This is a genomic window from Pseudomonas sp. MPR-R2A5 (assembly GCF_058793055.1).
In genome coordinates this window covers 1-13,005 of the sequence record NZ_JBXAFK010000003.1, presented here as the reverse complement: position 1 = coordinate 13,005, position 13,005 = coordinate 1, and the positions used below count along the sequence as shown (strand labels likewise).

The following is a 13,005-nucleotide window of genomic DNA, read 5'->3' as shown; positions in this document are numbered from 1 at the left end:
TTGGGCTCAGAGGCGTTCGATAATGGTGGCGATGCCCATGCCACCGCCGACACACAGAGTGGCCAGGCCGTAACGCTGCTGGCGCACCTCCAGCTCGTCGAGCAGGGTGCCGAGGATCGCGCAGCCGGTGGCGCCCAGCGGGTGGCCCATGGCGATAGACCCGCCGTTGACATTGACCCGGGCGGCGTCGATGCGCATGTCCTTGATGAACTTGAGCACCACCGAGGCGAAGGCTTCATTGACCTCGAACAGGTCGATGTCCTCGACCCGCAAACCTGCCTTGGCCAAGGCCTTGCGCGTGGCCGGTGCAGGGCCGGTCAGCATGATCGTCGGGTCGGTGCTGGTGACCGCCGTCGCCACGATGCGCGCCCGCGCTTGCAGGCCCAGTTCACGGCCCTTGGCCTCGGAACCGATCAACATCAAGGCGGCGCCGTCGACAATGCCGGAGCTGTTGCCTGGGGTGTGCACATGGTGGATGCGCTCCACGTGGCTGTAGACCCGCAGTGCGGTGGCATCAAACCCCATCTGCCCGATCATTTCGAAACTGGGCTTGAGTTTGCCCAGCCCCTCGAGGGTGGAGTCGCCACGGATAAACTCGTCATGGTCCAGCAACACAATGCCGTTCTGGTCCTGCACCGTGATCAGCGATTTGTTGAAGGAACCGTCTGCGCGCGCCCTGGCCGCTTTCTGCTGGGAGTGCAGGGCGAAGGCGTCGACATCCTCACGGCTGAAACCTTCCAGGGTGGCGATCAAATCCGCGCCAATGCCTTGGGGCGTGAAGTGACAGTGCATATTGGTGTGCGGGTCGAGCACCCAGGCGCCGCCGTCACTGCCCATGGGCACGCGGGACATGGACTCGACGCCGCCGACCACCACCAGGTCTTCAAAGCCGGAACGCACTTTCATCGCGCCGAGGTTCACCGCCTCCAGGCCCGAGGCGCAGAAGCGGTTGATTTGCACGCCGGCGACGCTGATGTCCCAGTCGGCCACGAGCGCGGCGGTCTTGGCGATGTCGGCGCCCTGGTCGCCCACCGGGGTGACGCAACCGAGGACGATGTCATCGACCTGATGCGTGTCGAGGTCACTGCGCCGGGCCAGCGCCTTGAGTAACCCCGCCACCAGGTTCACCGGCTTGACACTGTACAGGGCACCCTCGGCCTTGCCTTTGCCACGGGGCGTGCGTATCGCATCAAAGATCAAAGCTTGGGTCATGACGTCCTCGAACCATTGCGCAGTAGTGCCCTTACCTTAGGCCCGATTGACACGGTTTCAATGACGGATGCGCTCATAGGTTTTGACCCCCACGCTCGGACGAACGGTAGGTAGCTACAGGATTCGCCTGATTAATCGTTTTAGCGGTCTAGCCAAGGCATTGGCGCCAAGATGGCGATAGGCCTCATAGCGTTTTAATCAGTAATTGCGATTAGCTGATATGAAATGGGTCTAAGCCACGAAGAACGAGGGCTCTAAGGTTCAATCAGTAAGACGTTGCTGCCGGGTTTTGCTGGAGCAACTGTAAGAAAAGCGACACGTCACGTTGCGATACTGACCTACACCGGCACGCATTTGACGCTCAGGAATAACAACAAAAGGCAGTCAGCCATGTTCAAGCACACGAAAGTACGTCAGGCGGGACTTATTCTGTTCGCCACCACACTGATTCTGATCCTGCCCAACCTCACCAAGGTTATTGGCTGAAGAATCACATGCCCCATTCTGTACATCAGGATTGCAGTTTTTGGCAGCACCTGTCGGGACATTGCTTATAGCGGTCCTGCCAGGAGCTGCCGTTTTGCGTGCGCATTTGCGCTATCGTAGGTTCCATCCCCCTTTCGTCCGGACCTCTCTCTTGAAACCGTCGCTAGCCTTCCTCGCGCTGCTCCTGGCCCTGCCCGCCTCGGCCGCGCAACTGACCATCGAACTGGACCACGCCAGCAGGACCTGGCAGACCGCCGAGCTGCTCAAGCTTCCTGAGGCGCAGACGGTGCAGATCGTTGATGACGTGTCCTACAAACGCAACATGACCTATCGCGCAGTGCCGCTGGCGGCGCTCCTACCGGGCCTCAAGCCGGAAAACCATCTGCAAGCCGTGGCCCTTGATGGATTCGCCGCTGAACTGACGGCCGCGCCGTTGTTGCAAAAAAGCGGCGCCCGCGCCTGGCTCGCGGTGGAAGACCCCGCTCACCCATGGCCCGCGCTGGCCGACGGCAAACCCAGCGCCGGGCCGTTTTACCTGGTGTGGACCGACCCGCAGGCCGGGCCTATCAGCCCGGAACAGTGGCCGTTCCAGGTTTCCGCGATCAAGCAATTGAAGACCGTGGCCGAGCGTTTTCCCGCGCTGTTACCCGACCCGAAACTGGCGGCCGATGACCCGGTGAACCAGGGCTTTGCGCTGTTCCAGAAAAACTGCCTGGCCTGTCACCGCCTCAATGGTGGCGGCGATGCTCAGGTAGGGCCGGACCTGAATATTCCCTACAACCCCACCGAATATTTCAGCGGCGATTTCCTCAAGCGCTATATCCGCGACCCGCAGAGCCTGAGGCGCTGGCCGCAGGCAAAGATGCCAGCGTTCGCCGTCAGTGTGTTGCCTGACAGCGAGCTGGCGTTGCTGGTGGGGTATTTGAAGCATATGGCCGGGCGCAAGCAACAACCCTGAATCCACCCAATCTCTGTAGCAGCGGATGTGCTGTGGCGAGCGGGCTTGTTGTGGCAAGCAGGTACGTTGTGGCGAGCGGGCTTGCCCCGCGTTGGGCTGCGAAGCAGCCCCAATAAAGCAGAATGCGGTGTATCAGATATGGCCGGGGTGGCTGGTTTTAGGGCTGCTGCGCAGCCCAACGCGGGGCAAGCCCGCTCGCCACAACAAGCCTGCTTGCCACAACAAGCCCGCTCGCCAGAGGAGGTAGATCGGTGGCAGCGGATTATTGCTGCTGGACTGAGATCACCGGCGTCGGCGCCACGCTCACCTTGGCATGCATCTGCTCATGCCCACCGCCACGGCGCATGCCGCGCACTGGGCAGGCGTCGAGGTAGTCCAGGCCCACGGCCAGTTTCAAGTGCCGTTCGGGGCGGGCCAATTGGTTGGTCACGTCAAAGCTGTACCAGGCGTCATCCAGCCAGGCTTCGGCCCAGGCGTGGCTGGCCAGGTGGGTGCTGTCTTCGGTGTACAGATACCCCGACACATACCGCGCCGGAATCCCAAGGCTGCGTGCGCAGGCCAGGAACGCGTGGGTGTGGTCCTGGCACACGCCCGCCCGGCCCGCGAAGGCCTGGGCGGCGCTGGTGTCGACTTCGGTGGCGCCCGGCGTATAGACCATCGACTGGTTGAGCGCATGCATCAGGTCGATCAGCGCCGTACGGTCGCGACGCTGGTGGCAGTGCTGTTCGGCAAAGCGGCGCAGGGCGTCGTCGGGTTCGGTCAGGCGGGTACTGCGCAGGAACGGAAAGGCCGATTGGCTTTCGTGCTCGGCCTCGCGCAGTTCGTCGATATCCACCTGGCCACGGGCGCCAATGATGATGGCATCGTGGGGTTCGTCCAGGGTCAGCACATGCAGGATATTGCCGAACGGGTCGACCTGGGCACGCACCGGGCGTGGCAGTTCCAATTGCCAGCTGAGTACGTGCTGGCGCTCGCTATCGTGGGGCGTAAGGCGCAGGTACTGGATGCTCGCGCGAACCTGGTCGTCATAGTGGTAAGTGGTTTCGTGACTGATGGAGAGTCTCATGCCGCCTCCAGGTAAGAACTGTAGATGGCGTCGCCCAACTGGCGAACCAAGGGGATAAAGTCGGTCAGCCAGGCGTGCAGGCCTTCCTCGAGGATTTCATCGATGGCGGTAAAGCGCAGGCGCGCGTCCATCTCCGCGGCCAACCGCTGGGCCGGGCGACCATTGAGGCCGGGCAGGCTGGCAAGGATCTGGTCGATCTCTTCGCTGCAGGCCCGCAGTGAACGCGGCACATCGGCGCGCAGCAGCAACAACTCCGCCACTTGGCGCGCGCCGGGGGCGTCCCGGTAGATCTCGGTATAGGCCTCGAACGACGATAACGCGCGCAGCAAGGCACTCCACTGGTAGTACGCGTGGGCCGTGCCATCGGTGACTGCTTCGGCCTGGTCGCCGGCCATTTCATAGCGCGCATCCAGCAGGCGCAGGGTGTTGTCGGCGCGTTCGATAAAGGTGCCCAACCGGATAAAGCGAAAAGCGTCGTTGCGCATGATGGTGCCGTAGGTCGCGCCCCGGAACAGATGGGAACGCTCCTTGACCCATTCACAAAACCGGCTCATGCCGTAACGGCTCAAGCCCTGCTGGGCGATATCGCGAATATCCAGCCAGGTGGCGTTGATGTTTTCCCACATGTCGGCGGTAATGCGCCCACGCACCGCATGGGCACTGGCCCGCGCGGCGCCCAGGCAGCTGTAGATGCTCGCCGGGTTGGCGGCGTCCAGGGCAAAGAAGTGCAACAGGCGCTCGGCGTGTAATTCGCCGTGGCGTTCGTGGTAATCGTCCAAGGTGCCGGTGATCAACAACGGCATGGCCAACTCATGCAAGCCGTCGCCGCGCCCGTCCTGGGGCATCAGCGACAACGAATAGCTGACATCGAGCATGCGCGCGAGGTTTTCCGCGCGCTCCAGGTAGCGCGACATCCAGTACAAATCCGAGGCAGTTCTACTCAACATGGCATCAGTCCTCAACCACCCAGGTGTCTTTGGTGCCGCCGCCCTGGGACGAATTGACCACCAGCGACCCTTCGCGCAGGGCCACGCGGGTCAGGCCACCGGGCACTACGCGGGTCTCCTTGCCGGAGAGCACGAAGGGGCGCAGGTCGATATGGCGCGGCGCAATGCCGTTTTCGACAAACGTCGGGCAGGTGGATAAACACAGGGTCGGTTGCGCGATATAGGCGTGGGGCTTGGCCTTGATGCGCGCGCGGAAGGCTTCGATTTCCGCCGCCGTGGACGCCGGGCCGACAAGCATGCCGTAACCGCCGGAGCCTTGGGTTTCCTTGACCACCAGGTCCGGCAGGTTGGCCAGCACGTGGGACAGTTCGTCGGGCTTGCGGCATTGAAAGGTCGGAACGTTCTTCAGGATCGGTTCTTCATCCAGGTAAAAACGGATCATCTCGGTGACGAAGGGGTACACCGACTTGTCATCCGCTACCCCGGTGCCGATAGCATTCGCCAGCACCACATTGCCGGAGCGATAGGCCGCCAGCAGGCCGGGCACGCCGAGCATGGAGTCCGGGTTGAAAGCCAGCGGGTCGAGAAATGCATCATCGAGGCGTCGATAGATCACGTCTACCGCCTTGGGCCCGTCGGTGGTGCGCATGAACACGCGGTCATCGCGCACGAACAGGTCGGCGCCCTCCACCAGTTCCACCCCCATTTCCCGGGCTAAGAAAGCATGTTCGAAGAATGCGCTGTTGAAGCGCCCCGGCGTCAGTACCACCACACTGGGGTTATCCAGGGGGCTGGAGCTTTTCAGGGTGTCGAGCAGCAAGTTGGGGTAGTGATCGATTGGCGCAATGCGCTGGGCGGCGAACAGTTCAGGGAACAGGCGCATCATCATCTTGCGGTCTTCGAGCATGTAGCTGACACCGCTCGGTGTACGCAGGTTGTCTTCAAGCACGTAGTAGGTGCCGTCACCATCGCGTACGAGGTCGACCCCAGAGATGTGGGAATACAGATCGCGATGCAGGTCCAGGCCCTGCATGGCCAATTGGTATTGCTCGTTGGCCAGCACTTGTTCGGCGGGAATGATCCCGGCCTTGATGATGCGTTGATCGTGATACAGGTCGGCGAGAAACATGTTCAGCGCCTTGACCCGTTGAATACAGCCACGTTCGACAATCCGCCATTCACTGGCGGGAATACTGCGGGGAATGGTGTCGAAGGGGATCAGGCGCTCGGTCCCCTGCTCGTCCCCATAGAGGGTGAACGTGATCCCGGCGCGGTGAAACAGCAAATCGGCTTCGCGCCGGCGCTGGGCCAGCAGTTCAGCAGGGGTTTCAGCCAACCAACGGGCGAACTCGCGGTAGTGAGGGCGGACCTGCCCTGCCCCATCGTACATTTCGTCGTAATAAGTGCGGATCATGCCGAACTCCTTGTCACCCGGACGCAAGAAGCATCGCAAGGCCCGTGCCAGCGGCATAAACACTTATAAATCAAGCCGTTGAATTAATAGAAGCGCCATGTCGCACCTTCCTGGTGCGCAGAACGCCCGGCGTCATGCCCATTGCTTCATCACAAGGCGGGCTTTGACTATCAACAGCATAGCCAGAGTTGATTTCACTGCCCGGCCAAGCCTGCGGATAATCGTCCCCATCGGCTGAACAGGATGCGTCCTGCCACGTCAGCGAACCGCTCTTCCCTTTAGGCCACCTTGCTCGGGTGGCTTTTTTTTGGTGCCCAAAAAACACGCGCAAGTTCCGAATAGTTTTATTGGCGCCCAAACAAAATCGGCCGACCCAAAAGGTCAGCCGATACACTTCGCTGCTCATAAAACCTGACTACATGATGAAAATTTACATGGGTAAGCCACGCACCTCCTGCTTGACCCCCCATCCCTCGATGATCCCGCCCAAGGGCTCGACCACCGCCTCAAAGTCCTGCTCGAAGTCTCCTATGCCGTCGTAGGTTGCAAACATGATCTTGCTCAGTTCCAAGTACCAGGCACCATCGTCGCGCGCGCTGACCTGGGCATTCAGCGATTCGCCACGAAATTCACCCGCAGCCCTGCGCGCCCGCTCCTCATCCGGGAAAATGGCGTAGAACTCGATGGGGTGGAACCGTGAAAAATCGAACCCGCCTTCTTTCATACGGCGCAGAACATTGGTGCTGATGTCTTCTTGATAGGCTGTGCTCATGAAACGTCCTCCTCAGACCGATGGATAGACTTTCCGTGCTTCCCCAAGCCCGCGCCCTACTGGCGCGGGGCTACGGCAATCACATCACCTGGGGCAATGACATCACCGCTGGAAAACAAGCATGTAGCTGACAAGACCAGACCTTAGCGATTCATTCGCTGATCTCGCTTGCAGAGTAGCGCGAAGCTATCACCTCCACCAGAGGCGCTTGAAAGGCATACAGGAAATGTTCAGACAGCAGGAGAGATGTCGAGGATCTGGATACTGTTCTGGTCTTTGAGGATCTTGACCGTGGGCTCGGGTTTACGACCTTCCAGGTCATTGAGGTTCAATTCGGCAGCCACTGGCACCAGCTTGTTACGAATCATGTGCGCAGCGTCTTCGAGGCTGGGCTTCTGTTCGCAGGTGAACTGCTCCACGGACTGCACGCCGTGATCATCAACGAAAGTAATCTGCCACTTTTGCATCGGTGCCTCCTCGATAAAACCCATGTGTGGGCTTACCTCTATCTGGACCTTGAGGGCCTGGCAAACGTTCCACTCAAGGTCGGAGGCACCGGATCAACTGCGCTTACTGCTCAGCGCGTTCCTTGAGGGCTTTCAAGGTGTTGAACGGGGCGTCGACCACGAACTTGTTGGCCAGCCACGAAGGCACGCTGCCGCCTGGCTCGGTGTGCACCTGGTAGGTGACTTCGGTTTCATTGGCGTTTTTGGGCACCAGCTTCCAGTAGCCTTCCACCTGGGCGACGCGTACGTAGCCCTTCACTTCCGGCTGGTAGGTGGGCACTTCCAGCAGCTTGCGGGTCACGCTACCGTCGGCGGCCGTGGAGGTGGTGATTTCCAGGATGGAATCGCGGTCGGTCACCGGGAACGGTGCCTTGAACTGGGTATAGGTCCAGCTCTTGTCGCCTTCCTTCTTGAGCAGTTTTTGCGATTTGCACTCATGAATCCATTTGCAGGCGCCAGCCACGTCTTCCTGCAATGCCACGATCTTGGCCACCGGCGCCTTGACTACGGTCACACCGCGATATGCCTTGTACTTGGAGCCGGCAATTTCGCTCAGCGACACCTTGATGCCGTCTTCGTCCTTGGCGACCTGCCAATCCTCAGCTTGAGCAGTAGCAGCAAACAACACCGTAAAACCGCACAACACAGCCATTCGTTTCAGCGAACCCATTGTTGTATTCCTTATTGTTGAAGTTCCGATAGTAAAGCCCATCAAGCCGCCGTCATCTGCTCCCACCAGCCGATCAACCGGATCGCATCGGCCTGGTCGGTGCCGCAGACCTCGATATCCGCCTTGAAATCACTGCACACCGCCGGCCGCTCCGGTCGGCCGAACAGCAGGCATAGCTGTTCGACCGACAGGTGCAGGCAGCGTTCGCCCGCGGGTTTGCCGTGGGGCATTCCTGGCAGCGGTGAACTGATGGAGGGGGCGATGCAACAGGCGCCACAGCCTTCACGGCATTTCATGACCAGCAGGTCCTCGACGACTCAATAGGGATGGCCGGGTTAGATTACGCCCTTAAACAGCCGTTTTAAAATGGTCTAACAGGAGTTTTTCGCAGAAAACAAAAGTGACTGACCAGTCTGCGACAGATGGTCGAGTGACGAAGTCACCTTTGACGGAAAGTCTACTGCTTGAACTCGAAATCCAGCGCGGCGCCTTCGACTTCGCGGCGCTCTTCGTTGCGCAGTTGCAGCCTCATCTCATTGCTGAGCAAGCGGCCGTTGATCTGGAACGCACTGTTATCGGATGGCTTTTCGCCAAACATCGGCGGCAGCAGAGGCACGTTCCTCGGCTGGGCCATGGTGCCAATGGGTTGCAAGTGCCTGACCATGTCCGAGGGTAAGGACAAGTCCAACTGTGCCGGTGGCAATTGGGTCTGAGCCACTTCGCGAGCCGACTTGGACTTGCTCGAGACCGGCGCACGTTTTTTCGTCGTGGCCGCTTTCTTCTTGGCCTGCGCGGTTTTTTTCGCAGGTGCCGGCTTTTTCGCAGGGGTCTTCTGCTCGGTGCTGACTGCGGGTGCGGCTCCCGGCACAGGGGTCGCCGCCAGTACAGTGCCGACGTTGCCAAGGCTTAAGAGGCTAATCACCAAAACGGCACGAAAAATAGAGGTCATATCGCCAACAGCATTAACGGCAGAGGGCCATATGCTCGCTTGTTGTGCGCGGCATGACAAGCGCGGTGATCAGCCGGCGATCGGTACCGCCCCATTTGGGCGCCTAAAAACCGGCTGCGGTTTCCTGGCACAACTGGCTGGCCAACATCCCCAGGGTCATCAGTGCGCGCTCTGCCTCGCGGTTCCACGGCGTGCCGCAGTTCAAGCGAATACAGTGGTTGAACTGTTCGGTGTTACTGAAGATCAGCCCCGGGGCGATGCTGATGCCCTGTTGCAGGGCACGTACATGCAGTTCCTGGGTATTGACCCGCCCGGGCAAACTGACCCACAGGATAAAACCGCCGTTAGGCCGGGTCATCTGCGTGCCTTCGGGGAAATACTGCTGGACCGCCAGCTGGAAAGCGCTGAGGTTCTTGCGGTATTCCTGACGGATGTAGCGAAGGTGCCGGTCGTAGCCACCGTTCTCCAGGTACGCGGCGACGCCCATCTGGGTGACACTGCATGCCGAATGGGTGCTGAACATCTGCAGGCGCTGGATTTCCTGCTGGTATTTGCCGGCGATCATCCAACCGATGCGCACACCGGGGGACAAGGTCTTGGAAAAACTCGAGCAGTAGATCACCCGATCCAGACGGTCATAGGCTTTCAGGGCCTTGGTGCGCCCCAGTTCGAACATCAGCTCGCCGTAGATATCGTCCTCGACGATCTGGATATCGAAATCCGAGGCCAGGCGCAGCAACTGTTTCTGTCGCTCCTCAGGCATGGTGCCGCCCAGGGGGTTGCTCAGGCGCGTGGTCAGCACCAGGGCCTTGATCGACCATTGGTTGGCTGCCAGTTGCAGGGCTTCCAGGCTCATGCCAGTGGCCGGGTCGCTGGGGATCTCGATAACCTTGAGGCCGAGCAGGTCGGCCAATTGCAACAAGCCGTAATAGGTCGGCGATTCGGCGGCGATCAGGTCGCCTGGACGGGTCAACACGCGCAACGACATCTGCAACGCGTCGACGCAACCGTGGGTGATCACCACTTCGGACGGGTCGACCACCACGCCGGCATCGCGCATGCGGATCGCCACCTGGCGACGCAACGGTTCGAAACCAGGGCTGAACATATAGCTGAACGCGCGAGGGCTCTGGAAGCGCGTGACCTTGGCCAACTGCTGGTGCAGCGCGCGCACGGGCAGGTAATCGACACTCGGCACGGCGGCGCCCAACGGGAAGACGCCTTCGCGACGTGACTCCACCAACACCTGCTGGATGATGCTGCTGCGGGTGACCAGCCCCGGGCGCTCGACCCGCGCGATATCCGGCGTCGGCGCCGTGAGCGCGGGCGTCTGGTGCACGTAATACCCGGACTGCGGGCGCGCGCGGATCAACCCCTGGTCTTCCAGGTTGGCGTAGGCCTGCAACACCGTGGCGTGGCTGACATTCAACTGGGAGCTCATCTTGCGCACCGAAGGCACGCGCTCGCCCGGCTGATAGACACCGCGCCGGATATCCTCAGCCAGTTGCTGGGCGATACGTTGGTAAAGCAACAGATTGGTCATGACGCAGCACTCGATTTCACGGGTATTTTATTTTTGTGTGAAACATACCGGCACAGTTTAAAAGTGTACGGGGACAGTTGCCACAATAGTCGAGCGCGGACCGCAGTGACAGCAAAAACTGTGAGGGTGTACCCCAAACAAATATGGGAGGGGGCTTACTCCCGATGACGGGGGTTCAGTCAACAGTTTCGCTGACTGACACGCCGTCATCGGGGCAAGCCCCCTCCCACATTTTTGAACGGCGCAACGCTTCAGCGAGCGGCGCCCAACTGGCCTTTGGCGTCGGAGAACACGATTTCCACCCGACGGTTCTGCGCGCGGCCTCGCTCGGAAGCGTTGGCTTCCACCGGGTACTGATCGCCGTAGCCTTCGACCTGGATGCGTTTTTCGTCGATGCCCAGGTCGACCAGCACGTCCGCCACCGATTGCGCGCGGTCGCGGGACAGTTTGAGGTTTTCCTGCTCGCCGCCCGTGCTGTCGGTGTAACCCTCGATGCGCACCACGCGCTTGGGGTTCAGTTGCAGGAACTGCACGATCTTCAACACCGTGCGGTTGGCCGAGTTTTTCAGCTCTGCTTCACCGGTGTCGAACAACACATCCCCCAGGGTCATTACCAGGCCCCGATCGGTCTGGGTGGTGGCCAGGCTGGCGATCTGTTCTTCGAGCCATTTGCCCTGTTGCTGCACGCTGATCAACTTGCTTTCACGCAGGGCCAGCTGCAAGCGCTGGCGCTCCAGTTCAAGCTTGGCGCCGCGTTCCTGGTTGAGTGCCTGCTCGGTATGTTCGCGGGCGATCGCGCTGTAGCGCTGGCTAAGATAGGCGTAATGCACCACGTCGGCACCGCTGCCCCAATAGCTGGACAGGCGATCGGCACGGGCGAGGGATTCACCGGCGCGGATCACGTCTTTGGGCGCAAAGCGCAGCACATTCGCGTCTTCCTTGACCTTCTGGAAATCGCTGCCCGCCTGTTGCAGGGCCAGTTCGCCATTCGGGTGGCTGGCACAGCCGCCCAGCGCCGCGCTGCCCAGCAGCAATACACAGCTCAAACCACGGATCATCGGGCTCATTGGGCTTCTCCCAACTGCAATTGCTTGCGCAAGCGGGTGATGCGGGTATTGAGCACGTTGAGTTGTTCCTGGCTCTTGCGGGTCAGCACGTGTGCTTCGGCGAGGCGCGCATCCAGCTCGGCCTGTTCGGCCTGCATGCGCGCGTCCTTGTAGGATTGGTCGGCCATATCGGCCTTGGCCTGGGCGAATTTGTCTTCGGCCAGTTTCAGTTCGGGCGATTCATCGGTGTTGGCACCCACGGCGTTGGCTTGTTCCAACGCTTGCTGGGTGAGGCGTACTTGTTCATTCGGCGCAGGATCGGCTGCACATCCCGCCAGAGCAACGACGGCGAGGGCCGCTAAAAGAGGTCGAAAAATCACTGGAAATCCCTACTGTGTTGGGGTGCCGACGGGTTGTTGCAATTGCGCTTTCCAGCGCTCGAGGTTGCGCTGTAGCGCAGCTTGCGTCACACCAGACCCGGACAATTCTGTCATCTTTTTAGCCAGCTGTCCGCGCAGCCACGGATCATTGCAGGCCGAGTTGTGGGAAATCGCCAGGTACAGACCGGGCTGGTCGACGGGAACGTCGCGAGCGACCAGGTCATTGCTCATGCCCAAGGTCTGGGCCATGGCCATGCCCGAGTAGCGTCCGGCCAATACATAGTCCACCTCCCCTAACAGCAGTTTCTGGAACGCCGGGGTCAACGTGGGCATGCGTTGCAGGCTCAGTTGCTGGCTGGCGAAGGTTTCAAAGTCGCGGCTCAATCGTGCCCGTTCCGACACTGCACCCTGGTGACCGTGCAGGTCGGCCGCGGTGGTATAGGCCAGCGTTGAGTCTTTGCGGGTCCAGACCAGGTAATCGGTCTGCACCAGCGCCGGGTGGATGTAATCGAGGTTCTCCAGCTCACCCAGGTTCAACGGTGCATCGGCAAGGAGGTCCATGCGCCCGCTGCGCACTTCATCCAGGGCCATGGAGCGCTTGCCGCCGTAGAGCAGGTCGATTTTCAGCCCGAGGTCCTTGGCCACCTGTTGCAGCACATCGGCGGTGGCGCCGATCAGGTGCGTGGGGTCCTGGGGATCGCGCCAGAGCAAAGGCGGCGCATCCGGGCTGCCGGTGATCACCAGGCGCTCGCATTTACCGGCGGCAAGCGCCAGGCCTGGCAGCAGCGTGAAGCCCAGCAGTACGGCCCAGGGGCGCAGTTCCATGGCGAGGTTCTCCGTAGGATTATTGTAGGAGCGAGCTTGCTCGCGAAAAACGTTAGCGATGGCGCGCATCCTGGATGAACGCGGTGCTTGTGAGTTTTTCGCGAGCAAGCTCGCTCCTACCGTGTTTTGGGGTATTCAAAAAAAATCTATGGTCCCCCCCATTTTTGCAATACTGATTAACGGGCGATGTGGTTGGCTTGCTTAAATCTATCCGGCGTCTGTTTGGGGCTT

General features: G+C 60.6%; 15 protein-coding genes. 1 reads left to right on the top strand and 14 read right to left on the bottom strand.

What is annotated here, in order from left to right; genetic code table 11:
* Positions 1-6: 6 nt before the first annotated feature.
* On the bottom strand, positions 7-1,212 hold the full coding sequence (locus AC1Q6I_RS02810; RefSeq protein WP_102625467.1) for an acetyl-CoA C-acetyltransferase: 1,206 nt from the start codon (positions 1,210-1,212) through the stop codon (positions 7-9).
* Between the two features lie 637 nt (positions 1,213-1,849).
* Between AC1Q6I_RS02810 and AC1Q6I_RS02805 the strand changes: the two genes are divergently transcribed.
* Positions 1,850-2,656 carry a c-type cytochrome gene (locus AC1Q6I_RS02805; RefSeq protein WP_102625468.1) on the top strand — a complete coding sequence of 269 codons (807 nt, stop codon included), beginning with the start codon at positions 1,850-1,852 and terminating at the stop codon, positions 2,654-2,656.
* 262 nt (positions 2,657-2,918) lie between these two features.
* Here AC1Q6I_RS02805 and AC1Q6I_RS02800 read toward each other — a convergent pair whose 3' ends face one another.
* The 13 genes from AC1Q6I_RS02800 to AC1Q6I_RS02740 form a co-directional block, all read right to left on the bottom strand.
* Positions 2,919-3,722, bottom strand: coding sequence for a transglutaminase family protein (locus AC1Q6I_RS02800; protein ID WP_024076923.1), 804 nt, complete (start codon positions 3,720-3,722; stop codon positions 2,919-2,921).
* Positions 3,719-4,669, bottom strand: coding sequence for an alpha-E domain-containing protein (locus tag AC1Q6I_RS02795; RefSeq protein ID WP_010563770.1), 951 nt, complete (start codon positions 4,667-4,669; stop codon positions 3,719-3,721). Before AC1Q6I_RS02795 ends, AC1Q6I_RS02800 begins: the two co-directional genes overlap by 4 nt.
* Positions 4,670-4,673: 4 nt before the next feature.
* A complete protein-coding gene (locus AC1Q6I_RS02790) occupies positions 4,674-6,083 on the bottom strand; it encodes a circularly permuted type 2 ATP-grasp protein (RefSeq protein WP_024076924.1) in 1,410 nt (469 codons plus the stop codon).
* 70 nt (positions 6,084-6,153) lie between these two features.
* Entirely contained in the window at positions 6,154-6,489 is a 336-nt protein-coding gene (locus AC1Q6I_RS02785; RefSeq protein ID WP_144113513.1) for a hypothetical protein, read from the bottom strand.
* A gap of 24 nt (positions 6,490-6,513) precedes the next feature.
* Positions 6,514-6,855 (bottom strand): ribonuclease E inhibitor RraB, encoded by a 342-nt coding sequence (locus AC1Q6I_RS02780; RefSeq protein WP_015885395.1) that lies wholly within the window; start codon positions 6,853-6,855, stop codon positions 6,514-6,516.
* 230 nt (positions 6,856-7,085) lie between these two features.
* Positions 7,086-7,322, bottom strand: coding sequence for a hypothetical protein (locus tag AC1Q6I_RS02775; protein WP_041161285.1), 237 nt, complete (start codon positions 7,320-7,322; stop codon positions 7,086-7,088).
* A gap of 103 nt (positions 7,323-7,425) precedes the next feature.
* Positions 7,426-8,031: an START domain-containing protein gene (locus AC1Q6I_RS02770; RefSeq protein ID WP_024076926.1), complete on the bottom strand. Its 606-nt coding sequence runs from the start codon at positions 8,029-8,031 to the stop codon at positions 7,426-7,428.
* A gap of 41 nt (positions 8,032-8,072) precedes the next feature.
* Positions 8,073-8,327: a YkgJ family cysteine cluster protein gene (locus tag AC1Q6I_RS02765; RefSeq protein WP_024076927.1), complete on the bottom strand. Its 255-nt coding sequence runs from the start codon at positions 8,325-8,327 to the stop codon at positions 8,073-8,075.
* Positions 8,328-8,488: 161 nt separating this feature from the next.
* Complete coding sequence (locus AC1Q6I_RS02760; protein WP_102625469.1) at positions 8,489-8,980, bottom strand: translation initiation factor 2; 492 nt, start codon at positions 8,978-8,980, stop codon at positions 8,489-8,491.
* Between the two features lie 103 nt (positions 8,981-9,083).
* Positions 9,084-10,523: an aminotransferase-like domain-containing protein gene (locus AC1Q6I_RS02755; RefSeq protein WP_024076929.1), complete on the bottom strand. Its 1,440-nt coding sequence runs from the start codon at positions 10,521-10,523 to the stop codon at positions 9,084-9,086.
* Positions 10,524-10,774: 251 nt separating this feature from the next.
* The gene (locus AC1Q6I_RS02750) at positions 10,775-11,590 is read right to left on the bottom strand and encodes an OmpA family protein (protein WP_024076930.1); all 816 of its coding nucleotides are present in this window, start codon (positions 11,588-11,590) and stop codon (positions 10,775-10,777) included.
* Positions 11,587-11,949 (bottom strand): DUF4398 domain-containing protein, encoded by a 363-nt coding sequence (locus AC1Q6I_RS02745; protein WP_102625470.1) that lies wholly within the window; start codon positions 11,947-11,949, stop codon positions 11,587-11,589. The genes AC1Q6I_RS02750 and AC1Q6I_RS02745 overlap by 4 nt, the downstream gene beginning before the upstream one ends.
* Positions 11,950-11,958: 9 nt before the next feature.
* Complete coding sequence (locus AC1Q6I_RS02740) at positions 11,959-12,774, bottom strand: substrate-binding periplasmic protein (protein ID WP_102625471.1); 816 nt, start codon at positions 12,772-12,774, stop codon at positions 11,959-11,961.
* Between the last annotated feature and the right edge of the window lie 231 nt (positions 12,775-13,005).